The following is a 24,671-nucleotide window of genomic DNA, read 5'->3' on the forward strand; positions in this document are numbered from 1 at the left end:
ATGAATGATCCACGTCCCGCTCCCGACAACGACGACGATCCGCGGTTGGCGCCGCTGCTGGCCTGGCGTCAGCAGTTGCTCGACTCCGGGGTCGTGGCTGCCCGCAGCTTCAAGGAAGCCCATGTGCGCCTGGTGCTGCGGTCGGGTTGCACCGATGTCGAACGGATCCGGGCCATGCTGCCGGGGTCGGTGGCCGAGCACGCCGAGGACATGGCCCGGGTGCTGGCCGAGTTGGGTGATGCAGGCCGTGGGCCCGACGCCGCTTCGGGGCGGCACCGCTCCGGCGAATCCGTAACCGAGTCCGTGACCGAAACCGTCGAGACGCCGGCCCCGCCGGCTTCGTCGCCCGCCCCGCCGGTGTCTCCCGCGCCGGCTCCGTCGGCCGAAACCGTGCCACCGCCTCCTGCGCCGGTCGAAATGCCCTTGAGCGCAGCCGATTTCGCGCCGTTCGCGTTCGGTGCCCAGCAGCCGCCGAGTCACAACATCGCGTTGCGGCGACGCCCGGATGGCGCCGCGCTGGACCTGAGCTGGCCGCCGTACGAGTCGGCTGAACCGGTGGTGCTGTACCGCCTGGTCAGCGCCGAGGGTGACGCACCGTATGCGCCGGACCGGGCTGACCTGGTGGCCGCCACCGCAACCCCGTACGCCGAGGACGCCCGGCCCGCCACTTCTGCAGCCAGGCATTTCCAGGTGTGGGTCAATGTCGGGTCGTCGCGTGCCGATGCGCTCGCCGCCCAACCGGTGCTGTACGCGGCAGGGGTACTGGTCAGCCCGCTCACCGCCTTCGACATCCGGGAGGATTCCGGACGGGTCATCGGGCAGTGGGCGGTGCCGACCGGGGTGAGCGCGGTGTTCGTCTACCGCATCCCGGCCGAAGAAGCGGGCCGCGACGGCCCTCAGTACCGGATCCTGGCCGACAGCGCCAACCTCTCCGGGTTCATCGACACCGACACCGTTCGCGGGCAACGCTATCTGTACCGGGCCCGGTGCGCGGCCACCGTGGACGGCGTGCTGCGACTGTCCGAAGCGGTCGAGGTCGACGTCGCGGTCTCTGCGGTGTTGGAGCCCGTCACCGACCTGGCGGTGGTGGCCGGTGGCGACGGCTCGGTGTTCGACCTGACCTGGACGCCTCCGCCCGCCGGGCGTGTGGTGATCTACCGCAGCGAGAACGGGCCCAACGCCGGCGCCGATTCCGCCGAACTGTCCGAGGACGCCCTCGAACAGGTGGGGCTCACGCCCGAGCTGCAGCTGACGCAACCGGTGGTCACGCGGCACACCCCGGACGGCAGGCCGGAGTCGGTGTTGGTCGCGGTGTCGTGGCCGGCCGACTGGAGCCGTGCCTACCTGACCCCGGTGACGTTGCTCGGCGGGCGTGCACTGCTGGGCAAGACGCTGTCCTCGGTGCGCACCGGCACCATCACCGACATCGAGCTGGCCGAGTACTGCAACAAACAGGTGCTGACGTTCGACTGGCCTGACGGCGCCGCCGGCGTCGTGATGTACCTGGCTCCCAAGGGCCACGATCCGCGTGACGGGCTCACCGGCAAGTCGTTCGAGATCTCGCTACAGGAGTACGAGAAGTACGGCGGCATGCAGTTGACCGGGCAACTGCCTGTGGGCGGCTGCTCGCTGCACCTGGCACCGGTGGCGTTCTCCGGCGGCCGGCGTGTCACCGGCACGGTCACCAGCACCGAGTACGCCGGGCTGCTCCGGCTGCAGTACGCCGTGCAGGTTGTCCGTGACCCCAACGGTTTTCCGGTTTCCGCCACGATCGCGATGCGCTCCGAACATGACCTGCCGGGATCTCCGGCTTTCGTGTTGGTCAACAATCCGCAGCGGATTCCGCTCGGCGTACATGACGGCCAGGCCGTCGACGTGGCGCCGCTCACCGAGCAGGGCCAGATCGGCGACCGGCCCTCCAAGGAGTTGCGCTGGACAGCTCTCACGACGACCGGCACGGGCGAGCTGTGGGCCGCTGACGTGCGTGGCTTGCAAGGATGGATCAGGTTGTTCGTGAACACCCCCACGCCCGCGCGGCTCCGCGTCATCGCTCTGCTCGACCCGCCGGTGGAGACCCTGCGACTCACCCCGCCGGCGCGATGACCACTCGCTACGGCCAGTTGGCCTACACGTCGTTCGACAAGGTCGGGTCCGCCGGGGGCTGGCAGGTCAAGGAGTCCACCGGAGCGTTGACCGCCGACGAGACACAGCAGTTGATCGCCGGTGTGCGCACGGTGTTCCATCCGGTGGAGCCGTTACCCGCGTACCCGACACCCGAGCAGTTGGAGAGCGGTCCGCGCCGGCTGGCCTACCGCCCGCTCGACAGCGGCGCGGTCGGCTACTGGCATTCGATTCCGGCCGGGTCCGACAGCACCGGCCGGCCGGGCAACGTGTTCGCGCACGTGTTGCTGGACCGTCACCCCGATGCCGCGCGCCGGCCGATCGAATGGTGGCGGTCGGCCCAATGGCTGCGGCCGTACGGACCTGCGGCGGTTTCCCGCGCGGTCCTGCCGCCGCGCGCCCCGGAGCCGGGTGCGGTGGTGACGAAGGACAGCGTGATCGCGTTCGCGCTCGATCCGGCCACGTGGCGCCTGACCACCTTGTTCGGGCTGCTGGATGCCGTCGTCGCCGCGCTCGCCGGTGGTCCGGCGGTGGTGTTCGGGGCTGAGTCACCCGAATCGGCCGCGCAGTGGATCGGGTTGGTCAGCTTCCTGATGTCGTCGGGGACCGCAGCGGACTTGAGTTTCTCCACCTTCGACCGAGCCGATCAGCTGGCCCTGGCGCCGCAGAGCGGCCAGCATCTGACCGCGGTGCCGATCGGGGACCTGGGCGCGGTTCCGCCGGGAGTCGTCGGTATCGGGGAGACCGAGCTGATCTCGCTGGGTGAACTGGGCGGGGAGCCGCACCGCACCGCGGCCGGGCAGACCATCGAGGTCACCCCGTGGTCGGCCATGGCACAGGTTGTGTTGCTGGATCCGGCGTCGGCGCGGACCCTGCTCGACGACATCGACCGGTTCGCCGCGGAGGTGTCCGATGCCGGATTGCATCCGGCGTGGCCGATGGCGATGGCGGTGACGGCCAACGCGGAGTTCGCCGACGCGATCGACGAGGCACACGACGTCATCACCACGTATTCGCCGCCGGGGGTGCCCGCGGGATCTGCCGCGGCCCGGACCATCGCCGGGGTCCTGGGCGAGGTGGTGGGCACGACGACCGCCGAGGCCTGGCAGGCGGTGCAGAACCTCGCAGGTGGTGCCGCCGCAGACTTCGCCGACGTCAGCTATCTGTGCCGGGCGCTCGGTGACGACGCCTGGCTGGCGCAGCCCGGACCGATTCCGCTGGGGCCGAGGGCGTTTCACGGAAAGGTGACGCCGGTCGAGGTGCAGGGGGTGATCGGGCAGGCGCTGCAGCGGGCCCGCGACACCGGACCCGAGCGCGTGCTGAAAGTGGTGGACATGCTGCTGCGGGCCGGTGTGCGGGACGACCGGCTGGTGCCGGCGTTGCGTGGTGACGTGGTGGCGCAGCTCGATGATCCGTCGCGCGCCGCCGACCTGACCCGACGCCTCGGCGCCGAGGGCAAGCTGACATTGGCCGCCGCGCTGCTTCGCACCTCGGGCGGCGACGTGGCGGCCGGGGCCATCGGCGACGGCCTGCTGGACTGGCTGGTCGAGGGAGTCGATTTTCCCACCGCCGCAGAGCTTTCCCGGGCGCAGCCGTGGGATTTGGGCTGGACCCGCGCGGCGGTGCGCGGAGTGCGTGCGGTGCGGCGTGGCCCGTCCGCCCCGGGTGATCGCGTGGCCGAGCTCTGGTGGCTGGGTGTGTCGGGCTCGCCCCGGTTCGTCCAGGTGGCGGGCGACACCGTCTGGGATCCAGCAGATCTGCTGGCCGTCGTGGGCGACGGCGCACTGCCCGGCGCAGCGGCGGTCCGCACGCTGCTGGGTGCCCCCGACTCTCCCGAGCTGAACCAGTTGGCCGCCAAGGTGATCGACGGCAATGACGACAGTGCTGCCGTCGCGCATGCCGCGGTCCGGCACATCACCCCGCAGCAGTGGATGCAGCAGCGCTATGTGGACACCCATCAGCGGGCCTACCTCCCGTTCTGGGAGCAGACACTGACCACGGCCCGGCCGGGTGAGGTACACCGTGATTTCCTGGCCGGTCTGCTGACCTTCGCGGTGTTGGGAACCATTGCCGGCCAGCCCTTCCCGGACAGCTGCCACACGCTGGCTGCCGATCCGGACCTCGCCGCCGACGCGGTACGCCGAGTGCTCCCGCTGGTGGACGGATACGAGATCGCGCCGCACGTGGTGCTGGCCGTCAGCCTGCTGCACACCGTGGCTGCCGAGGACACCGAGATTCCGGTCAGCGGTGTCGAGGCGGTGCTGGCGCAACTGGCCGAGCAGGTGGCAGCACCGCTGCAGAATGACGACCACGAGGTCGAAGGGGTGGCGGCGCTGATGGCGCAGATGTCCGGAGACATGTCCGACGGCGCGCTGCGCCGATACCGAAAAATGGTGAGCAGGCTGTTGACGCGCCGCGCTGATGCACAACCGTCGCTGGCAGCCCGACTGCGGGGGAGCCGCTGATGCCGATCTATGTAGTGGGTGCACGCAACCAGCGTGTCCAGATTCCGAATCAGGCACTGACAGTGTCGATTACCGGCGCGGTCGGAGGTGCCGCGCTGGAAGTGCAGGGTGGGCCGGACCAGCCGGTGGTGCGTTCGACGGCTCACCAGGCGGTGCTGCCGAGCCTGACCGGGCCGGTCACGATCGTGGTGCGCCCGGTCGGCGCGGACCGATTCAATTCCGGCACGCTCATCCACCTGGCGATCGCACATGACAACCCCGGTGATGTCGACCCGGTGCAGGTGATGTTCGATCCTGTCGATGTCGGCGGCGACACGGTCGTCACCTTCGCTGCGCTCACCCCGAACGGCACCCAGATCGAGGTGGCCGTGAGCGCGGTGGCCGATACGCCGATGAGCCCGTTGGCATCCGCGGCCCGGACGTCTGCACGCAAGGTCACCGGCCGGGGCCCGGGGAACTCCGGCGGCTCGGTGGTGCTGGCTCTCGACACGTCGGCGTCGATGCGGCGATGGTTCGCCGACGGCAGTACGTTCGCGGCGGCCGACATCGTGGTCGGGGTGGCCGATGCGCTCGGGCTACGGGACGTATCGGCGGTGTTGGTCGGCGCCGAGGTGACCCCGGTACCGGCCGGCGATGCCGCCGCTTTGGTGGAGGCCCTGCGCGAGGCCGAACCTCGATGGTCGGCGGGTGCCCGGTGGTCGCGGTTGCCTGCCGGCTCGGCGCGCACCGTCATCTGTTCCGACTTCCCCACTCTGGCTGTGCGACAGCAGTTTCCGGTACTGGCGCTGTCCAACGACCGGCGCCTCGACGCGGACGGTGCGCGGCTGCCATCGCCCCGCCCGGGTAACGAGGCCGGGGCCGAGCTGCTGGCGCATCCGCCGGTGCTGGACCGGATCACAGCGGCGTTGGTGCGGGCGCTGAAGTGACGAAGTGCCCGCGCTGCTTCTCGGTGCTGAATCCGAACCACTTCCTGTGGACGTTGATTCCGCAGCCGGGCGCGCCTCGCTACCGTGATGACGTGGCGTCGGCCTTTCTCGGCGCGCCCGCCGAGTGTGGTCCGCTCTACACCTGGACCAATCAGGGCCACGGCGGTCCGCCACCGACGACAGCGGACGCCAGCCGCGCATTGCAAGGGCCGGCGGTCGAGATCTGCACGGTGTGCCACTACACACTGCCCGAGGGGTGGCGGCACGGGCATGCGATCTGCATCGCGATGGCGGGGGCTCGCGCCACCGGCAAGAGCCTCTACATAGCGGTTCTGGTCAAACAGCTGGAGCTGCTGTGCGAACGGCTCGGGGTGTCAATGGAACCCGTCACCCGGGCCACCGCACAGGCCTACGAGGCGAATTACGAGACCCCGCTTTTCGTGCAGCGGGGGTTGATCCCTCCGACGCCGACGATGCACACCCAGGCATCGAGTCAGCGGGAGCCGCTGGTGTTCTCGATCGGCGGCTGGCACGGGATTCGGCGGTTCCTGGTGCTGCGCGATGTGGCCGGGGAGGACATGGAATCCGGCGACCTGCACACGCCGCCGTTCCGGTTCTTCGCCAACGCCGACGCGGTGTTCTTCATGTTCGATCCTCTGCGGGTCCAGACGATCCGTGATCAGTTGCGAGACCTGTTGCCGGCGCAGCAGTTCAGCGGCGGCGATCCCCGGTCGGTGCTGAACAACCTGTTGATGGCGGTGGGGCAGGGGCAGCCGAAGCTTGCGGTGATCCTGTCGAAGTTCGATGCGCTGCGGACATTGCGGAATGTCGAGGGCTCCGAGTGGAGCATGATCATGTCCAACACCGGCGCGGCGTATCTTCGCGATACCTCCGATTCACCGCGCTATGACGAGCTCGGCGGACAACTGTTGCATGAAGAGGTCCGGAGCCTGCTGACCCGGCTGCACGGCGGCGCGATCGTGGCCGCGGTGGAGAATCCGTCGACGGGAATAGTGTTGCCGCACCGCTATTTTGTGGTGTCTGCGCTCGGGCAGCCGCCCAGCGGCAACAAGCTGCATTCCCGGGGGATCGCGCCGTTCCGGTGCGCCGACCCGATCCGGTGGGTCACCTCGAGCTTCGGGGTGTTGTAGGTGACCACTCAAGATCCGTTCGGGGGCAACCCGTTCGGACAGAATCCGTTTGGCCAGTATCCGCCCCCGGGGCAGCCCCCGTACGGAGGTCCGCCGATGGTCCCGGCGGGTCCGCCGCCGAATGACGAGGCCAATACGTTGGCGACGTTGTCGGTGGTGTTCGCGTTCGTGTTCGCCCCGGCGGGCGCGGTGTTGGGTCATCTGGGACTGTCGCAGATCAAGCGCACCGGCCAGCGGGGTCGTGACCGCGCGCTGGTGGGGTTGAGCCTGTCATACGCGTTGATCGTGGTTGCCGTTGCGGCGCTGGTGATCTGGGCGGTGATGCCGAGTTCTTCGACTACCACGACAGCCGAGACGACAAAGAGGACCACGGCTCCCGTCACTACAACGACAACGACGACGACGACACCGGCGCCACCGCCGCTGGTCACCGAGGCTCAATTGGCGGGCTTACTCCCGAGCCCGGCCGAGATGCAGGAGATCACGAAGAACCCGGAGTTGGTCGCCGAGGAGAAGAACATGGATGTCGGCCTGCCTGCTACCCATACGTACAGTCCGGTCGAATGTGCCAGTTCGTTCAGCATGTTCACACCACTGCCGTTCGAGAACAGCGGTTACGTCAAGACCGCGGGAGTCGCACAGTTCGACGGCTTCGATATGGAGGCGTACGAAGGGGTGGCGATGTTCGCTGATGGCGCGACGGCGCAACGCGCGCTCGCCCACTACGTCGAACTGTGGCGTGGGTGCGCCGGCAAGGCGTTGAAGTGGACGGTCGAAGACGGCCGTTCCACGAACTTCGTGCTAGGTGGCCCGGAGGACAAGAAAGACGGAATCATCGCGTTGCGCAGCAGCAATCAGGGATCGGAAGTGTGGATGCTGCGTGCAATCGGCGTCAAGGCCAACGTTCTCGTGGATTTGCACATCATGGGGCTGGGACTGACCGATGAGGCGGTCACCGTGGTCAAACGAATCTTCGACAGAATTCCGGGTTGATATGACGCAGGGTGGTTTTGGGGGTCCGCAGGATCCGTTCGGCGGTTCGCCATTTGGTGACACCCCGTTTGGGCAGTATCCGTCGAGTCAGCAGTTCTCGTCGGGTCAGCCGCCGTATCTGGCGCCGCCGGTCGTCCCGGCAGGTTCGCCGCCGTCGCCGCCCAATGACGAGGCGAATACGTTGGCGACGCTGTCGGTGGTGTTCGCATTCCTGTTCGCGCCGGTGGGTGCGGTGCTGGGCCATCTGGGTCTGTCGCAGATCAAGCGCACCGGGCAGCGGGGTCGGGATCGTGCCCTGGTGGGGCTGAGCCTGTCGTACACCTTGATCGTGGTTGCCGTTGCGGCGCTGGTGATCTGGGCGGTGATTCCGAGTTCGTCGAGCACCACGACGACGGAGGCCAAGTCAACTGCGCCGACGGCGTCACCCAGTCCCGTGACCACGACAACGACCACGATGACGACGCCGGAGCCCCCGCCGCTGCCCCTGGTCACCGAAGCGCAGCTGCCCGGTCTGCTGCTCAATCTCGACGATTCCATCCGGCTCGTCGGTTTGAACGACGGATACAGCACGTTCGACTTGACCGCATTGAGAACTGCTGCCGAATCGATATCCGCACCACCGGAATGTTTCCCGGTCATAGCTTCCGGAAGCCCCGATATTTTCGCGAACAGTGGTTACACCGCGACACACGATCGATCTTTCGGCAGCGTGGATGTGAAGACGATGTTGGTACGGGGCATCCTCGATGAACGAGCGACGCTGTACGCCGATGCGTCTGCGGCGAATCGACAGGTCGACGCGATCGAGAAGGTGTGGCAGGGATGTCGCGGAACTGTCACGCACACAACGCCCGCCGGGCCGGTCGCCTACGACGTCGGTGCGGTGGCCCGTTCGGCGACCAACTCGTCGATCGTGCTGGTGAGCAGCGCGGTGATGGACGGGAAGTTGGTAGGTCAGCACGCTGCGCGTGCTGTGGTGGCCAAGTCGAACGTCGTAATCGACGTGGTCTTCATGAGCCCGGACCCGGGCGGCCGCGCGGAAGCGGTCGCCGCTGAGATCCTCTCGCGGATACCGGGATAACCGGTCCTAGTCGATCCGGCGCAGCGTTCCCACGATCTGGTCGATCACGCCCGGATCGACCGCGCCGTCAGCGCCCTGCTCCAGGTCGACGATGAAGTTCACGGTGCCGGACTGACCCGGCACGGTGGTGGACACCACCGAATAGAGTGCCGAGTTGCCGGCGCAGTTGTCTTGGATGCCGGTCACGGTCGCGACGACCTGGGCTGCGGGCGCTCCGGAGACGGTGAGGTTGCGTGGTGCTCCGAGTGAGACCGACGGCACCGCACCCTTGTCCGAGGTGAAGATCTTGGTCGCGAACTTTGCCTCCAGCGTCGCGGATTCAGTGACGTCCGTGAGATCCGTGACCACCGTGGTTCCGCTGAGGGCACTGCTGCTCTTCGGGCACGCCCTGCTGGGCATGGTGGCCGCGCCTTTCAGCACCCGCACCGGGCAGTAGCCGAACGGTCCATCGGGACAAGGTTTTTCCCAGCCGACAACGGTGGTACATCCCTCGACGGTCCAGTCTGGGGGCACGTCATAGGCGAGCCCCCGAGGAGTGGTCACCGTCGACCAGCCGGCCGGGGTCTGGGGGCCGGGAGCGGCGGTGCGGCCCTCACAGCTTGCGGGTGCCGCTTTCGGCGGGGCGGCCGGTGCCGTCGAGGTGGGAGCAGCCGTGGTGCTCGGCGGCGCCTTGGTCACCGACGAGGTCGTGGTGGTGGAATCGGCGGTGTTCTTGGTGTCGTTCTTGTCGCCGTAGTTCAGCTTCCACAGCAGACCACCGAGCAGGAGCGCGATGATGACCACTCCCGCGATCGTGCCGAGGATCCAACCGGTGTTGTTCCGATTGGGTGGCTTGAAGTCGGTAGGCGGGGCCTCTCCGTACCCCGAAAACGTCGGCGGCTGGCCGTAGTTCGGCCACTGCGGGGTCTGTCCGAACGGGTCGTTGGAGCCAAATGGACTGCCCGAGGGCTGGTTCCACTCCGGCGGTGGCTGTGGTGGGTATGTCATCGGTGTCCTCCGCGCTCGTGCAGGTCTTTAGTTCCAGGTCAGCTTGGGTGGGCTTGTCGACAGGTCCGCGGTCCCGGATACCAACACCGTCACGGTGTTCGTCGGGGTGAGGCCGTTGGTTTGCTGCGCCGTGATCGTCGCGGTGAGTGTGCCGACCAGAGAGGCCGTCATCGCGCTGGTCAGTGGAATGATCTTGAACGTCTCGGCGCCCTCGATCGGGCCCCATTGCGCTGTGCCGTCAACGTAATTCGGGGCGTTGACCCGAACTGGGCAGTTCGGTGGCCTGATCAGGTTGGAATTGGTGCATGCCGTGAACGACTCCGCTATCGCGGTGCGGATGGTTTGCTCCCCGGCGTCGCTGAGCTTGAAACTCATCGACATCACCGATGCTCCGGCGGCCAATTGCGGCAGCGCCATCGGTTTCGACGTGACGCTGAGGTACGGGCTGCTACTTCCGACTTCGACCCAACCGGGGAACACATAGCGCGGTTGATCGATGGGTTTGCCGAACACGGTGAGGGTTTCGGCGTCCTTCTGTCCGATCTGGGACTTGTCGATCTTGATGAAGGCGTTGGTGAGTTTCCAGCCCTCCTGGTTTTCCACCAGGAGTTTGGCCTCGGACACCTCGTCGCCGAACTTGGCCGTGACATGCACCTGGGACACGTAGTTGTTGTCGGTGGTGTCGAGCACGCGGATGCCGGTGATCGGCCACTTCGCGATCTGCCGGCCGAGGATGTCGTCGGTGAGCAGTTCGGTGGAGACCGGCTGGGACTTGCTGTATGACAGGGCGGTGGCCGCATCACCGCGGGCCAGTGCTTCCAGATATGCCACCACCGCGGCTTGTGCGCTTTCGCCGCCTGCGCCGCTGCCGCCCGAATCCGACCGGGTGATGACGACGGCCAGCGCCGCCAGCAACGCGAGCACCGTCACCACCGCAGCCACCACCAGGCCGATGACTATGCCCTTGCGGCGCTTGGGCGGGGGCGCTCCTGCCGGCGCCCCGAAGACCGGTGGCGGTGTTGCCAGTGGATAGTCGGGGAAATGGGGTGACGGAGCGGGCGAAAAACCGGGATTCGTCGTTGGCCAACCTGGCGCGGGCGACTGCCCGCCGACGCCGAACTGGCCCCCGGACCAATCGGCCACGGCCCCCTCCTTGCCTGTGTGCGGCACCACGTCGGTATCGCGCACGGGGTTGCCGTGAGCAGTATAAGTGGGCGGCCACGGGCGTCGGTGCGTCAATTTGGAATGGTCGCTGAGCTGGGCTCTCTGGCAAATCGGGGCGCTGTGGACCGGGCCTGTGGCTAGGCGCCCGGCGGTCGGTGGTGACCCGTTGGTAACCCCCCGCGGGCAGCGCGGATCGATTGCGACTACCTTTTGTAGAGCAGTTAGTTGGTTCCCAACGACTTCCTAACGAGGATGAAGGGATTCCCGTGGCCGAAAACCCGTCGAGTGGGCAGGAGCTTGCCACTCTCAAGTACCCCGGTGGCGAGATTGATCTCGATATCGTCCATGCCACCGAGGGCAGTGACGGCATCGCGCTGGGCCCGTTGCTGGCCAAGACCGGCTACACCACGTTCGATGGTGGCTTCGTCAACACCGCGTCGACCAAGTCGGCGATCACCTACATCGACGGTGATGCCGGCATCCTGCGGTACCGGGGTATCCCGATCGAGCAGCTGGCCGAGAACTCCACGTTCATCGAGGTCAGCTACCTGCTGATCTACGGTGAGTTGCCGACGGCCGAGCAGCTGGAGTCGTTCACCACCCAGATCCAGCGGCACACCCTGCTGCACGAGGATCTGAAGCGGTTCTTCGACGGTTTCCCGCGCAATGCGCATCCGATGCCGGTGCTGTCGAGTGCGGTGAACGCGTTGAGCGCCTACTACCAGGATTCGCTGGATCCGCTGGACAAGAAGCAGGTCGAGCTGTCGACCATCCGCTTGCTGGCCAAGTTGCCGACCATCGCCGCCTATGCCTACAAGAAGTCCGAGGGGCAGCCGTTCCTGTACCCGGACAACTCGTTGACGCTGGTGGAGAACTTCCTGCGGATGACGTTCGGCTTCCCGGCCGAGCCGTATGAGGTCGATCCCGAGATCGTCCGCGCGCTGGACATGCTGTTGATCCTGCACGCCGATCACGAGCAGAACTGTTCGACCTCGACGGTGCGTCTGGTGGGCTCGTCGCAGGCCAACCTGTTCACCTCGATCTCCGGTGGGATCAACGCGCTGTGGGGGCCGCTGCACGGCGGCGCCAACCAGGCCGTGCTGGAGATGCTGGAGAAGATCCGCACCGGCGACGACGATGTGCAGACCTTCGTCAAGAAGGTCAAGAACCGCGAAGACGGCGTGAAGCTGATGGGCTTCGGTCACCGCGTGTACAAGAACTACGATCCGCGGGCGCGCATCGTCAAGGAGCAGGCCGACAAGATCCTGGGCAAGCTGGGCGGCGACGACGAGCTGCTCGACATCGCCAAGCAGCTCGAAGAGATCGCGTTGACCGATGACTTCTTCATCGAGCGCAAGCTGTACCCGAACGTCGATTACTACACCGGCGTGATCTACCGGGCCATGGGCTTCCCGACCCGCATGTTCACCGTGCTGTTCGCGCTGGGACGGTTGCCGGGCTGGATCGCGCACTGGCGTGAGATGCACTCGGAGCCCAACAAGATCGGCCGTCCGCGCCAGATCTACACCGGCTACACCGAGCGCGGCTACGTAGACATCAACAAGCGCTGAGTTTCGTTCCGCGAGCAGACGCAAAACTGCCCCTTTTCACGCGAAAAGGGGCAGTTTTACGTCTGCTCGGCAATCCTTGTCAGCGCACCGGCAGCGCGAGGCCCCCGGTGAGCGCCAGTAGTTGCGCGTAGGTCAGCGGCATCACCGAATCGGCGGTGCCCGCCGCGGTCCAGATGACCGGGTAGGACGCCAGTGTCTGGTCGACGACGGTGCGCAGCGGTTCGGGGTGCCCGACTGGCGCGACCCCGCCGATGATCTGTCCGGTTGCACTGCGGACGAGTTTCGGGTCGGCCTTGCGGAGGTGTTTGGCCCCGAGATGACTCGCAACGACGCCGGTGTCGACGCGGGCGGCGCCGCTGGCCATCACCAGCAGCGGCTCACCGTCGCATTCGAAGACCAGGCTGTTGGCGATCGCCCCGACTTCGCATCCCAGCTGTTCGGCTGCCGCAGCGGCGGTCTTGGCGTCGGCGTCGAGGATTCTGATGGCCGGTTCGATTCCGGCAGCGACCACCGCGTCGGCGACGCGGGAGTTCCGTTCGTTCACAGTCCCATTGTCCTGGGCCGGGCAAGGCTATTTCTCGTGTCGGACAACACCGTTCATCATCGTCAGCTTGATGTTCGACTGGTGGGTCTCCGATGGCGGGATCGGCGGCCGTGACGCGGTGGAGCGATTTCGACTTGCCTGACAGATAGTTGTAGTTTCACAATGGTTGTGTGAATGCAACCGTTGGCATGCTGAGCGCGCGGCGCAAGGCGATCATCCTCGTCTCGTGCTGCCTGAGCCTGCTGATCGTGTCGATGGATGCCACCATCGTCAACGTCGCGCTCCCGAGCATCCGCGACGATCTGGGTGCGTCGCCGTCGCAGCTGCAGTGGATCGTCGACGTCTACACGCTGGTGCTGGCCTCGCTGCTGTTGCTGTCGGGCGCCACCGGGGACCGGTTCGGCCGCAGACGGACATTCCAGTCGGGCCTGACGATCTTCGCGGTGGCCTCGCTGCTGTGCAGCCTCGCGCCCAACATCGAAACCCTCATCGCGGCCCGCTTGCTCCAGGCCATCGGCGGTTCGATGCTCAACCCGGTGGCGATGTCGATCATCACCCAGGTGTTCACCGGCCGGGTCGAGCGCGCCCGGGCCATCGGGGTCTGGGGCGGTGTGGTCGGCATCTCGATGGCACTCGGCCCGATCGTGGGCGGGGCGCTGATCGAGTACGTCGACTGGCGCGCGGTGTTCTGGATCAACCTGCCGATCTGCGCCCTGGCCGTCCTGCTCACCGCGGTCTTCGTGCCCGAGTCGAAGTCGGCGACCATGCGGGATCTCGACCCGGTCGGCCAGGCGCTCGGGGTGGCGTTCCTGTTCGGCGTCGTGTTCGTGCTCATCGAAGGGCCCGGGTTCGGCTGGACCGACCCACGCACGTTGGCCGTCGCGGCGATCGCATTGCTGGCGCTGGTGGCGTTCCTGCGCTACGAGTCGCGCCGCCGGGACCCGTTCATCGATCTGCGCTTCTTCCGCAGCGTGCCGTTTGCCTCGGCCACGCTGATCGCGGTCTGTGCCTTCGCTGCCTACGGTGCGTTCCTGTTCATGATGTCGCTGTACCTGCAGACGGACCGGGGCTACTCCGCGATGCACACCGGCCTGATCTATCTGCCGGTCGCCATCGGCGCGCTGATCTTCTCGCCGCTGTCGGGCCGCCTGGTCGGCCGGTACGGCAGCCGGCCCTCGCTGCTGGTGGCGGGAGCCACGATCACCCTGGCCACCCTCCTGTTGACCCGGCTGACCGGTGAGACTCCGGTGTGGCAGCTGCTGGTCATGTTCGCGGTGTTCGGCATCGGCTTCTCGATGGTCAACGCGCCGATCACCACCACAGCGGTCAGCGGGATGCCGTTGGACCGCGCCGGTGCGGCCTCGGCGGTGGCCTCCACCAGCCGTCAGGTCGGTGTGAGTGTCGGTGTGGCGCTGTGTGGTTCGGTGGCCGGTGCGGCGCTGGCGGACACGGGGGTGGATTTCGCCGCGGCTGCGCGCCCGCTGTGGTTCGTCTGTGCCGCACTGGGATTGATGATCTTCGTGCTGGGTGTCATCTCCACCACGCCGTGGGCACTGCGGTCGGCGCAGAAGCTGGCGCCCCTGATCGGTCAGCACCATGCCCCGGAGGTGAGTCATGTCCGGTGATCGGCAGGCGGAGTTGGCCGACGAGGTATGGCGTGGTCTGACCGCGTTGGTGTTCGATCACCGCGACCGCTGGAGGCGGGCGGTGATCGAACAGACCGGATTGCCGTTCAGCCGGGTCCGCGTCCTGAAACGGCTGGCGCGCCAACCGTTGTCCGTCAAGCAGCTGGCCTACGCCGCTACTGTCGACGCCCCGGCCGCCACGGTCGCGGTCAACGACCTGGAGGAGCTCGGGCTCGTCGTGCGCGAGATCGACCCCGCCAACCGGCGATCCAAGCTGGTCTCGTTGACCGAGGCCGGGCGGGCGCTGCTGGCGCGCATCGACCGCGTCGAGGACCCGGCGCCGGACGCGCTGGCTGCGCTCGACGTCGAGGATCTCGAAGCCTTGCGGGCGATTCTGTGCAAGGTCAGCGCACCTTAGCTGCGATCCGGGTCAGCTCTCGCCCCACCCGCCCTGCACCATGGTCTGGAACTTCCAATCGCCGCCGCACTTGACCAGCAGATCGCCGTAGCGCACTTGCCGGCTGAACCCGTCGGCGGTGAATGTCGCGTCGGTGACGACGAACACCAGGTTCTCGTTGATGAAATGCGGCGTGCGGGTGGACTCCATGGCGAAATCGGTGCCGGTGCTCAACTGCTCGGTCATCTGGGCGATGAAGCCGGCGCGGTCCACGGACTCCGCGCTGCCGTCGGTGACTTCGTTGAGCGGAAACATCGCCTCGTCGGCCATTGCATCGATGTTCTTGGCCACGGCAAGGGCGTCGTAGCGGGCGAACCACGCCAGCACCGAGTCGACATCGGCGGCGCTGGGGCTGAACTCGGCGGCCTGCGGCATGGTGACCATGAATCTCCTCGCGTTGGATCATTAGGTTCGCTGCACTCTATACAAAGTACACTGTACATCGTACAGATAGGATGCTGGCATGAGAGAACGTGCAGGTAAGGACCGCAGCAGCGCCGGCGATCCGGTGCGTACCCTCGAGCTGCTGTGGCGGGAGCCTGGTCAGGGCGCCCGCAACCGCGGCCCGAAGCAACGCACCACGGTGGACGCCGTGGTCGCCGCTGCCATCCGGATTGCCGACGCCGACGGTCTCGAAGCGCTCACCATGCGGGCGGTCGCCGTGGAACTCGGGGTCACTCCGATGGCGACCTACACCTATGTACCGGGCAAAGCCGAACTGCTGGACCTCATGCTCGACACCGTCTACCGGCAGATGCCGCGCCGTGACTTCGATGAGAAACCCTGGCGGGAAAAGGTTTCCATGATCGCCGAGGAAAATCTCGCGATGTTCGACAGCCATCCGTGGATGGCCTATCTGCCCACGACGCGCCCGCCGCTGGGGCCCGGCATGATCGCGAAGTACGACCACGAGCTGGGGGCGTTCGACGGTCTCGGACTCAGCGATCTGGACATGGATTCCGCCCTGACGTACGTTCTCGGCTTCGTGAACTCGGTTGCCCGGATCGCCATCGATTCGGGCCGGGCCGCAGCCGACAGCGGCATGAGTGACGGGCAGTGGTGGGAGCGCGCGGGCCCGTTACTGGAGCGCGCGTTCGACGGTGACAGCTATCCGCTGGCCTCGCGGGTCGGCACGGTGGCGGGCCAGACGTTCGACGCCGCCTACAGCGCCACGCATGCCTACGAGTTCGGGTTGGCCCGCGTTCTGGACGGCTTGGCCCTTCTCATCGATGCGAAGTGAGTGGAATGCGTCAGCCTTCGAGGACCGCCATCGCGGCGTTGTGCCCGCCGATTCCCGAGACCGCGCCGCCGCGCACCGATCCCGAGCCGCACAACAGGATCCGCTCGTGAGCCGTGGCCACACCCCAGCGCTGCGCCGGCGTCTCCAACGTGGCCTCGTCCTCGACGAACGGCCAGCGCAGCGCTCCGTGGAAGATGTTGCCCGCGGTCATTCCCAGGGCTTGTTCCAGGTCGGCGGTCGTCTTGGCCTCGATGCACAGCCGGCCGGCGGCGTCCTCCATCAGGACGTCCTGGATCGGTTCGGCCAGAACCGAATTGAGCGAGTTGAGCACCGCCGAGGTCAGTCGGTCCCGCATCCGGTCGGGATCCCTCAGTGTCAGTGAATGCGGGGTGTGCAGACCGAAGACCGTCAGCGTGTGCGCACCCGAGGCATGCAGGTCCTCGGACAGGATGCTGGGATCGGTCAGGGAGTGGCAGTAGATCTCGCACGGCAGGGGGTCGGGAACGCGCCCGGTGGCGGCGGTCGCATAGGCCCCGGCCAGTTGGCTGAACGTCTCGTTGATGTGGAACGTACCGCCGAATGCCTGCTCGGGCGTGACGCGTTCGTCGCGGAGTCGGGGGAGTCGGCGCAGCATCAGGTTGACCTTCACCTGCGCGCCTGGGGCGGTATCGGGTGCCGGCTCGCCGAGCAGCTCGGCCGGCACCGCCGGGGTGACATTGGCCAGTACCCGCTCGGCATGAACCCGTCGCGCTGATCCAGCGTGCCGGTAGCACACCTCGCCGTCCGGGGTGACCGCGTAAACGTCTGCGCCGGTGACGATTTCGGCACCATGGCCGGCCGCGGCGGCGGCCAGAGCCCCGGTGACCGCGCCCATCCCGCCGACCGGTACATCCCAGTCGCCGGTGCCGCCTCCGATCAGGTGGTAGAGGAAGCACACGTTCTGCATCAGCGACGGATCGTCGACGGCGGCGAAGGTGCCGATCAGGGCGTCGGTGGCCATCACGCCGCGCACCAGATCATGCGATACCGCCGCGCTGATCGCGTCGCCGATGGGCTGATCGATCAGCGCCTGCCAGGCCGCGGCGCTTTCGGTGTCCTGTGCGCTGAGCACCTCCCCGCGCATCTGTGACCGGGTGCGCAGCGGCTGCAGCAGCGTCGGCCAGATGCGGGTGGTGACCAGCCTGCAGCGGCGGTAGAACGCATCGAACGCGGCTGCGTCGTCGGCTGCGCCGATCGCGTCGAACGTCGACTGCGGACCGATCAGCAGGCCGGTGGCCCCGCCCGTGACCGGATCTGGTGTGTAGGAGGAGTATCGGCGCCGTGACAACCGGATCCGGGCACCCAGATCGGTGATGATGCGCTGCGGCAGCAGGCTGACCAGATACGAGTACCGCGAGAGCCGCGCATCCACACCATCGAAGGCGTGCGCCGACACTGCCGCCCCACCGACGTGGTCGCTGCGTTCGAGTACCTGCACCCGGCGCCCGGCGCGGGCCAGATACGCCGCAGCCACCAAGCCGTTGTGCCCGCCGCCGACGATGACGGCGTCCAACGTGCCCTCGGTCACGTCATACCCGTCCGGTCAGCCCTTGTAACCTTCGACCTCGTCGGCCCCACGGGGGTGGGCCAGCCCGGGATCCTGCCCGGTCTCGCGGAGCGCGCGGCGCTGCCGCAGCAGGTCCCAACACTGGTCGAGGGCGACTTCCAGCGATCTCAGTCGTTGTTGCTCTTCGGATTCGTCTATTTCCCGGCGCTGCAGTTTCGACCGGAGCTCCTGCTCTTCGGCAACGAGCCGGTGAACTTCGGCGAGGATGTCCTGATCTTTGGCCACACAACCAGTCTGCCCGACTACCGTTGATCTGGTGAGTACAAAACCTGAGATCGAGTTTCCGGACGGACCTGCCCCTACCGAATTGGTGATCAAGGATCTGGTGGTGGGCGACGGCGCCGAGGCAGTGCCCGGTGGCACTGTCGAGGTGCACTATGTGGGCGTCGAATACGACTCCGGTGAGGAGTTCGACAGCTCATGGAATCGTGGAGAATCCATTGAGTTTCCGTTGCGGGGCCTAATTCAGGGCTGGCAGGACGGAATTCCCGGGATGCGGGTGGGTGGTCGCCGCCAGCTCGTCATTCCGCCGGCCCAGGCCTACGGTCCGGAGGGATCAGGGCATCGGCTTTCGGGAAAGACGCTGATCTTCGTCATCGATCTGCTCGCCACTCGCTGACGTCGCGGTGGGTTCGGTCAGTATTAGCCGAACCTAACCATCGAATTCGATTTGCTGCTAACGTCAACCTGTTTCGTTGCTATCGATAACTGTTCGTCGACTTCAGGAGTTCCCAAATGTCGGGTTCGGACGAATCTCGGACAATCACAGGCTGGCAAACAGCCTCCAAGTTATATCGGCGACCACCCGGGTTGGGTTGGTTGTTGGCGCTGGCGGCAGTTCCATTGTTGCTGGGGCTGATCGGATGGGGCGGGCTCGACCGCTCACACAAGAACTCCGATCTCAGTCTTCCCGATGTCAATCCCACGGCGACAATGACCGCTCCGGACGTCAATGCCCCGGACGTCAACGCGCCCAACGTCAATTTGCCCAACCTTTCGTTCGCACCGTTGTCGATCGCGCGTAACGGCAACGATTTCACCCTCACCGGTGATCTGCCCGATGCGAATGCCAAGGCCTCGCTACTGGACTGGCTGCGCGGAAAGTTCGGTGCGGACGTCAATCTGATCGACAACCTGAATCTGCGCGCGGGTGTGAGTACCCCCGATGTCGCGGCGCTGGGCAAGGTGTTCGACGCCGCAGCCGAGGGCATTCCGGATTTCAACTTCAGCGTCGACGGTGACACGTTGACCCTGACCGGTACCGCGCCATCGGCGCAGGTGCGCGACGCGGTGGAGGCTGCTGCCAAGTCGGCATGGCCGAACATCAAGCTCGTCAACAACATTCAGGTCGCCGCGGCCCCGGCTGCCCCTGCGCCTCCGGCGCCTGCAGCTCCGGGTGCACCGGGAACTCAGGGAGGTACGCCCGGACCCTGCGCAGTCCTGCAGGGCGATGTGAGTGCACTGTTGCGCACCCCGATCAACTTCAGCACCGATGGCTTCGTTCTGGCGCCGGCCTCGCAGCAGTTGTTGTCGCAGGTGGCCGACAAACTCAAGTCCTGTGCGGGCGCGCAGGTGGCTGTCACCGGCTACACCGACAGCTCGGGCAATGACGCCATCAACGTCCCGCTGAGCGGTAACCGCGCGAAAGCTGTTGCCGACTATCTGGTTTCGCAGGGTCTGGCAGCCGATCACGTGAGGTCGTCGGGCGCGGGTTCGGCGAATCCGATTGCCAGCAATGACACCCCCGAAGGCAAGGCGCAGAACCGCCGCGTCGAGATCACGGTCAACTAGGGAGATTCGACATGGACTTCGTAATCCAATGGTTGTGGTATCTGCTCGCGTTCGTGGTGGGGTCATTGGTGGCCTGGTTGATCTCGGTCGTGACCGTCAAGCCCACCAGTGAGGAAGAGGCGTTCGCCGAACTTCCCGGCTCACGCGAGATTGGAGCATGACGATGAGCGATGTGAACTGGTGGTTGATGGCTCTGGCCTTCGTGCTCGGGCTGGTATTGACGCTCGCGCTGACCCTGCGTCGGGTGAAGCGGGAGGTGCCGGTGTACGGCGCTCTCGGCCGACGTCCCGACGCCGGGCCGACCGGTGGGGGCACCGCTGCCAAGGCCGCGGCAACCGGCGGAACTGCCGCTGGTGCAACGGCTGTCGCCGATGACGCGACGACCAAGCTACCCAAGGTCGGTTCGGGAGACGAGCCCACCACGAAGCTGCCCAGGGTCACCAGCGCCGGTGCCGCGGCGGCGGGTGCGGCGGCAGCCGGTGCGGCCGGTGCGGCCAAGTTCGCCTCCGGTGGCGGCGCCCATGAGGCCGACGAGGACGCGGCGGCCGGTGATGACGTCAAGGTCGTCGAGGAGACGCCGTACGGTGCCGGCTCGGTCCGGGTCTCGGGTGCGGGCACGCCGACGGGTTATCTGATCAAGGGCAACGAGGATTCGATGCTCTATCACTCGCCGGAGAGCCCGTCCTACTCGGTAACCATCGCCGAGATCTGGTTCGCCGACGTGGAATCCGCCGAGAAGGCGGGCTTCAACCGGTGGGACAGCGGTAAGTCCCAGCGCGAAAAGAAGTAACCCTCTCGCCGAGCAGACGCAAAACTGCCCCAAATCAACGGATTTGGGGCAGTTTTGCGTCTACTCGCGGGAAACTAGTGCGGACCGGGCAGGCGTAACAACAGTCGCGCGCCGCCCAGTGGGCTCGATTCCAGAGTGGCGGTGCCGCCGTGTAATTCGGCCTGCTGCGCCACGAGGGCCAGTCCGAGACCGGAACCCAACCGCGATGCAGTCGACCCTCGGGAGAAGCGGTCGAACACCATTTCGCGTTCCTCCTCGGGCACCCCCACGCCGTCGTCGTCGACCGCGATCTCCACACCCTCGCGTGAGCTCACCGCCGACAGCTGCACGCGGGTGGCGCCGCCGTGCTTGACGGCGTTGGCGATCGCGTTGTCCACGGCCAGCCGCAGCCCGGTCGGCAGCCCGATGATGATGACGGTGGGCGACGGCGCCAGCGACACCTCGAGGTCGGGGTAGACCCGCATGGCGTCGTGGGCGGCACGGTCGAGCAGTTCGGTGATGTCGACGGTGACGTGATCGTCGGTGGTGGTCAGCTCGCCCTGCGCGAGCCGTTCCAGGGCGCCGAGGGTGGCCTCGATCCGTGACTGGGTGCGGATGACATCGCTGACCACTTCCTTGCGCTGGTCGTCGGCCAGGTCGAGGGTGGACAGGACCTCCAGGTTGGTGCGCATCGCGGTGAGCGGGGTGCGCAGCTCGTGGGCGGACACCGAGGCGAAGTCGCGGGCCGAGGTCAACGCGGCCTTGGTGCGGTCCTGCTCTTTCCAGATGCGTTGCAGCATCCCGTTGACGGCGTCGGCGATCTCGACTGCCTCGCTGGCGCCACGGACTTCGACGTCGGGAGCCTCGTCGCTGGCCTCGATCTCGCGGGTCTGCTCGGCCAGCCGTTTGAGCGGTCGGACCGCGAATGCGGCCAGCACCCAGCCCAGCACGGTGGCGGCGCCGACGGCGAACACGCAGATGATGAGCACCCGGCGATGCAGATTGTTGGTGTCGGCGATGGTGGCGTCGTAGGTCGCGCCGACGGCCACCCACATGGGGCCGGGGGCGGGGATCTGCACGGTGCGGACCCGCCAACGCACACCGTCGATGTAGGTGTCGGCGTAGCCGTCGGGCAGCTCGGGCAGGACCACGTTCGAGTTCGACGAGACGTTTCCGGCCTGGCGCACGGTGATGACCGCGTCCTGATCGCTGGGGGAGCGGGGGATCTCACCGAGCCCGCGGGGCAGGAAGGGGATGGCGAAGCCGGCGGCCTCGTCGAGACGCCGGTCCAGCCGTTCCTTGCGGTCGTTGGTGATGCCGACCCACACGATGGTGCCGACGATGACGACGACGATGGCCGCGCCGATGGCGGTGGCGAACGCGACCCGGGTCCGCAGCGAAGGGGTGCGGCGGAAGATCCGGGTCAGCGGTCTCATGATTACCCGGGGCTACTGGGTCCTGAGCACGAAACCGACCCCGCGGACGGTGTGCAGCAGCCGGGGCGCGCCCCCGGCTTCGAGTTTGCGGCGTAGGTACCCGATGAACACGTCGACGACGTTGGTGTCGGCGGCGAAGTCGTATCCCCAGACCAGTTCCAGCAACTGGGCCCGGGACAGCACCGCGGTCTTGTGCTCGGCCAGGACGGCCAGAAGGTCGAACTCGCGTTTGGTCAGGTCCACGTCCACACCGTTGACCCGGGCGCGCCGGCCTGGGATGTCGACCTCGAGCGGGCCGACCTGGATGGTCTCGGACGAGAAGGTGGCCGAGGCGCCGCGCCGACGCAGCAGGGCCTTGACCCGGGCGACCAGCTCTTGCAGCACGAACGGTTTGACCAGGTAGTCATCGGCGCCGGCTTCGAGGCCGGCGACGCGGTCATCGACGCTGCTGCGGGCCGAAAGGACGCAGACGGGGACGTCGTTGTCCATCGCGCGCAGTGCGGTCACCACGCTCACGCCGTCGAGCACGGGCATGTTGATGTCGAGCACGATCGCGTCGGGTCGGGTCTCGGTGGCGCTGCGCAGCGCCTCGGCCCCGTCCACGGCCGTCGATACGGTGAACCCGGACAGCCGCAGCCCGCGTTCCAGCGAGGCGAGCACGTCGGGGTCGTCGTCTACGACGAGGACCCGGGGCGAAGCTGAGCCACCGGTAGCGCTATCCATGCCCGCCATCTTGCCCGATGAGCAACGGTGAATCGCGTAGGCACCCAGGGAAGTCCTCGGGAAGTCTTTGACCTCAATAATTGTTCAGGTTTTACGGTGATGCCCATGAGTATGGAAACGGTGGCCAGACAGGCGCTGTATCGGCAGACGCATGCCCGCGACGGTGACCTGCGCGCACTGGCCGACCGGAGGTTGTTGTCCCGGATCTGGCGGTTTGCTGCACGCCAGCACCGCAGGTTGGGCTGGTTTGTTGCGATCAGTGTGGTCAGTGCGCTGCTGACGGTGACGACGCCGGTCTTGGCCGGCCGCGTGGTGGACGTGATCACGCAAGGCGGCCCGGCGTCGACGGTGATGCTGCTGGCCGGCACCATCGCCGCGATCGCCGTCGCCGAGGCCGCGGTGGCCCTGTTGACCAGGTGGTTGTCGTCGAACATCGGCGAGGGTCTGATCCTGGACCTGCGCACGGCGGTGTTCGACCATGTGCAGCGGATGCCGGTGGCGTTCTTCACCCGCACCCGCACGGGAGCCCTGGTTAGCCGGTTGGGCAACGACGTGATCGGGGCGCAGCGCGCGTTCTCCGACACGCTCTCGGGCATCGTGGCGAACCTGGTGACACTGACGCTGACGCTGGTGGTGATGCTCCGCATCTCGTGGCAGATCACGCTGCTGTCGTTGGCCCTGCTGCCGTTGTTCGTGCTGCCCGCGCGTCGGATCGGTACCCGGATGGCCGGGTTGTCGAGGGAGGCTGCCACCCACAACGCCACGATGAACACCCAGATGACCGAGCGGTTCTCCGCCCCGGGTGCCACCCTGGTCAAGCTGTTCGGCAGCCCGGAACGTGAGTCCGACGAGTTCGCGGTGCGCGCCGACCGGGTGCGTGACATCGGCGTGCGCACGGCGATGCTGCAGTCGACGTTCATGAACTCGCTGACCCTGATGTCGGCGCTGGCCCTCGCCCTGGTCTACGGGCTGGGCGGGGTGCTGGCGATCGGCGGGCAGCTGCAGGCCGGTGCGGTCGTGTCGCTGGCGCTGCTGCTGACCCGGCTGTATGCGCCGCTCACCGCGCTGGCCAATGCGCGGGTCGAGATCGCCAGTGCGCTGGTGTCGTTCGAGCGGGTCTTCGAGGTGCTCGATCTGGTGCCGTTGATCGCCGAGGAACCCGATGCTGTTGCGGTGCCGGACGGGGAAGACGGAATCTCGACCTCCGTTGAATTCAAAGACGTCCGGTTCTCCTACCCGTCCGCGGACAAGGTGTCTCTGGCCTCGCTGGAGGAGGTGGCTGCCCTGGACGAGCGCGGTGGGGACGAGGTGCTGCACGGCATTTCGTTCACCGCGGAGCCCGGGCAGATGGTGGCGCTGGTCGGTTCGTCGGGCGCGGGCAAGTCGACCATCGCGTCGCTGCTGGCCCGGCTCTACGACGTCGACTCCGGATCCATCACGCTGAACGGCACCGATGTGCGCGACGTGACGTTCGCGTCGCTCAAGGACACCGTGGGCATGGTGACCCAGGACGGGCACCTGTTCCACGAGTCGATCCGGTCGAATCTGCTGCTGGCCGCGCCATCGGCCGGCGAGCACGAATTGTGGGACGCGCTGCGCCGGGCCCGGCTCGACGACGTGGTCGCGGCGATGCCCGACGGCTTGGACACGGTTGTCGGTGAGCGCGGATACCGTCTGTCCGGAGGGCAGCGGCAGCGGTTGACCATCGCTCGGCTGCTGTTGGGACGATCCCGGGTGGTGGTGCTCGATGAGGCGACGGCGTCGCTGGACTCGGCCTCGGAGGCCGCCGTGCAACAGGCCCTGGCCGAGGCACTGGACGGCCGCACCTCGATCGTCATCGCCCACCGGTTGTCCACGGTCCGGGCCGCCGATCTCATCCTGGTCATCGAGGACGGGCGCATCGTCGAACGCGGCACCCACCGCGATCTGCTGGCCCGCGCCGGCCGGTACGCCGAGTTGTACGACACGCAGTTCTCCGAGGAGGTTCCCGCTGCGTGAGGTTATTCGTTTGCCCGTGATGG

The 24,671-nt window shown here is 67.0% G+C and carries 23 protein-coding genes; 15 read left to right on the forward strand and 8 right to left on the reverse strand.

Annotated features, from left to right (window positions below; all coding sequences use genetic code 11):
* Genes AC4ELH_RS32190 through AC4ELH_RS32215 form a run of 6 tightly spaced genes read left to right on the forward strand, consistent with a single transcriptional unit; the run spans position 1 to position 8,737 of the window.
* Entirely contained in the window at positions 1-2,103 is a 2,103-nt protein-coding gene (locus AC4ELH_RS32190) for a SaeA-related protein (protein WP_064958973.1), read from the forward strand.
* Positions 2,100-4,586: a GAP1-N2 domain-containing protein gene (locus AC4ELH_RS32195; protein ID WP_498888860.1), complete on the forward strand. Its 2,487-nt coding sequence runs from the start codon at positions 2,100-2,102 to the stop codon at positions 4,584-4,586. Before AC4ELH_RS32190 ends, AC4ELH_RS32195 begins: the two co-directional genes overlap by 4 nt.
* Positions 4,586-5,512, forward strand: a complete 927-nt coding sequence (locus AC4ELH_RS32200; protein WP_064878449.1) for a hypothetical protein — start codon at positions 4,586-4,588, stop codon at positions 5,510-5,512. The genes AC4ELH_RS32195 and AC4ELH_RS32200 overlap by 1 nt, the downstream gene beginning before the upstream one ends.
* Entirely contained in the window at positions 5,509-6,663 is a 1,155-nt protein-coding gene (locus tag AC4ELH_RS32205; protein ID WP_064878450.1) for a TRAFAC clade GTPase domain-containing protein, read from the forward strand. Before AC4ELH_RS32200 ends, AC4ELH_RS32205 begins: the two co-directional genes overlap by 4 nt.
* Complete coding sequence (locus tag AC4ELH_RS32210) at positions 6,664-7,656, forward strand: sensor domain-containing protein (protein ID WP_498888863.1); 993 nt, start codon at positions 6,664-6,666, stop codon at positions 7,654-7,656.
* 1 nt (position 7,657) lies between these two features.
* The gene (locus AC4ELH_RS32215; RefSeq protein ID WP_498888865.1) at positions 7,658-8,737 is read left to right on the forward strand and encodes a sensor domain-containing protein; all 1,080 of its coding nucleotides are present in this window, start codon (positions 7,658-7,660) and stop codon (positions 8,735-8,737) included.
* Positions 8,738-8,743: 6 nt separating this feature from the next.
* Here the strand turns inward: AC4ELH_RS32215 and AC4ELH_RS32220 are convergent, their stop codons facing one another.
* Positions 8,744-9,724 carry a DUF8017 domain-containing protein gene (locus tag AC4ELH_RS32220; RefSeq protein WP_498888867.1) on the reverse strand — a complete coding sequence of 327 codons (981 nt, stop codon included), beginning with the start codon at positions 9,722-9,724 and terminating at the stop codon, positions 8,744-8,746.
* Positions 9,725-9,751: 27 nt separating this feature from the next.
* A complete protein-coding gene (locus tag AC4ELH_RS32225; RefSeq protein ID WP_498888869.1) occupies positions 9,752-10,867 on the reverse strand; it encodes a hypothetical protein in 1,116 nt (371 codons plus the stop codon).
* A gap of 287 nt (positions 10,868-11,154) precedes the next feature.
* Between AC4ELH_RS32225 and AC4ELH_RS32230 the strand changes: the two genes are divergently transcribed.
* The gene (locus tag AC4ELH_RS32230) at positions 11,155-12,459 is read left to right on the forward strand and encodes a citrate synthase (RefSeq protein WP_064878460.1); all 1,305 of its coding nucleotides are present in this window, start codon (positions 11,155-11,157) and stop codon (positions 12,457-12,459) included.
* 79 nt (positions 12,460-12,538) lie between these two features.
* Here AC4ELH_RS32230 and AC4ELH_RS32235 read toward each other — a convergent pair whose 3' ends face one another.
* Positions 12,539-13,003, reverse strand: a complete 465-nt coding sequence (locus AC4ELH_RS32235; protein ID WP_498888871.1) for a YbaK/EbsC family protein — start codon at positions 13,001-13,003, stop codon at positions 12,539-12,541.
* A 170-nt stretch (positions 13,004-13,173) separates the two neighbouring features.
* On the opposite strand from AC4ELH_RS32235, the gene AC4ELH_RS32240 reads away from it, so the two are divergent.
* Positions 13,174-14,628, forward strand: coding sequence for an MFS transporter (locus AC4ELH_RS32240; protein ID WP_498888873.1), 1,455 nt, complete (start codon positions 13,174-13,176; stop codon positions 14,626-14,628).
* Positions 14,618-15,046, forward strand: coding sequence for a MarR family winged helix-turn-helix transcriptional regulator (locus AC4ELH_RS32245; protein ID WP_498888875.1), 429 nt, complete (start codon positions 14,618-14,620; stop codon positions 15,044-15,046). Before AC4ELH_RS32240 ends, AC4ELH_RS32245 begins: the two co-directional genes overlap by 11 nt.
* Positions 15,047-15,058: 12 nt before the next feature.
* Here AC4ELH_RS32245 and AC4ELH_RS32250 read toward each other — a convergent pair whose 3' ends face one another.
* Positions 15,059-15,469, reverse strand: a complete 411-nt coding sequence (locus AC4ELH_RS32250; protein WP_064878467.1) for a hypothetical protein — start codon at positions 15,467-15,469, stop codon at positions 15,059-15,061.
* A gap of 79 nt (positions 15,470-15,548) precedes the next feature.
* Here AC4ELH_RS32250 and AC4ELH_RS32255 point away from each other — a divergent pair, with 79 nt between their 5' ends.
* The gene (locus tag AC4ELH_RS32255) at positions 15,549-16,325 is read left to right on the forward strand and encodes a TetR/AcrR family transcriptional regulator C-terminal domain-containing protein (RefSeq protein WP_498888877.1); all 777 of its coding nucleotides are present in this window, start codon (positions 15,549-15,551) and stop codon (positions 16,323-16,325) included.
* A 10-nt stretch (positions 16,326-16,335) separates the two neighbouring features.
* Here the strand turns inward: AC4ELH_RS32255 and AC4ELH_RS32260 are convergent, their stop codons facing one another.
* Positions 16,336-17,892 (reverse strand): phytoene desaturase family protein, encoded by a 1,557-nt coding sequence (locus AC4ELH_RS32260; RefSeq protein WP_498888879.1) that lies wholly within the window; start codon positions 17,890-17,892, stop codon positions 16,336-16,338.
* Positions 17,893-17,907: 15 nt separating this feature from the next.
* Positions 17,908-18,156 carry a DUF2630 family protein gene (locus AC4ELH_RS32265; RefSeq protein WP_064936130.1) on the reverse strand — a complete coding sequence of 83 codons (249 nt, stop codon included), beginning with the start codon at positions 18,154-18,156 and terminating at the stop codon, positions 17,908-17,910.
* 31 nt (positions 18,157-18,187) lie between these two features.
* On the opposite strand from AC4ELH_RS32265, the gene AC4ELH_RS32270 reads away from it, so the two are divergent.
* The 4 genes from AC4ELH_RS32270 to arfC all read left to right on the forward strand — a co-directional run bounded on the left by AC4ELH_RS32270 (position 18,188) and on the right by arfC (position 20,512).
* Positions 18,188-18,550, forward strand: coding sequence for an FKBP-type peptidyl-prolyl cis-trans isomerase (locus AC4ELH_RS32270; RefSeq protein WP_064878474.1), 363 nt, complete (start codon positions 18,188-18,190; stop codon positions 18,548-18,550).
* Between the two features lie 116 nt (positions 18,551-18,666).
* Positions 18,667-19,722 carry a channel-forming protein ArfA/OmpATb gene (arfA, locus tag AC4ELH_RS32275; RefSeq protein ID WP_448441683.1) on the forward strand — a complete coding sequence of 352 codons (1,056 nt, stop codon included), beginning with the start codon at positions 18,667-18,669 and terminating at the stop codon, positions 19,720-19,722.
* Positions 19,723-19,733: 11 nt separating this feature from the next.
* Positions 19,734-19,883 (forward strand): channel accessory protein ArfB, encoded by a 150-nt coding sequence (gene arfB / locus AC4ELH_RS32280; RefSeq protein WP_003884620.1) that lies wholly within the window; start codon positions 19,734-19,736, stop codon positions 19,881-19,883.
* Complete coding sequence (arfC, locus tag AC4ELH_RS32285; protein ID WP_498888883.1) at positions 19,880-20,512, forward strand: channel accessory protein ArfC, sunset domain variant; 633 nt, start codon at positions 19,880-19,882, stop codon at positions 20,510-20,512. The genes arfB and arfC overlap by 4 nt, the downstream gene beginning before the upstream one ends.
* Positions 20,513-20,586: 74 nt before the next feature.
* Here the strand turns inward: arfC and AC4ELH_RS32290 are convergent, their stop codons facing one another.
* Together AC4ELH_RS32290 and prrA are read right to left on the reverse strand one after the other, a co-directional pair.
* Positions 20,587-21,927 (reverse strand): sensor histidine kinase, encoded by a 1,341-nt coding sequence (locus AC4ELH_RS32290; protein WP_064958987.1) that lies wholly within the window; start codon positions 21,925-21,927, stop codon positions 20,587-20,589.
* Between the two features lie 12 nt (positions 21,928-21,939).
* Complete coding sequence (gene prrA / locus AC4ELH_RS32295; protein WP_448441688.1) at positions 21,940-22,659, reverse strand: two-component system response regulator PrrA; 720 nt, start codon at positions 22,657-22,659, stop codon at positions 21,940-21,942.
* Positions 22,660-22,755: 96 nt separating this feature from the next.
* Here prrA and AC4ELH_RS32300 point away from each other — a divergent pair, with 96 nt between their 5' ends.
* Positions 22,756-24,648, forward strand: a complete 1,893-nt coding sequence (locus tag AC4ELH_RS32300; RefSeq protein WP_498888886.1) for an ABC transporter ATP-binding protein — start codon at positions 22,756-22,758, stop codon at positions 24,646-24,648.
* Positions 24,649-24,671 lie beyond the last annotated feature (23 nt).

The sequence above is a fragment of the Mycobacterium shunyiense genome (assembly GCF_058270075.1).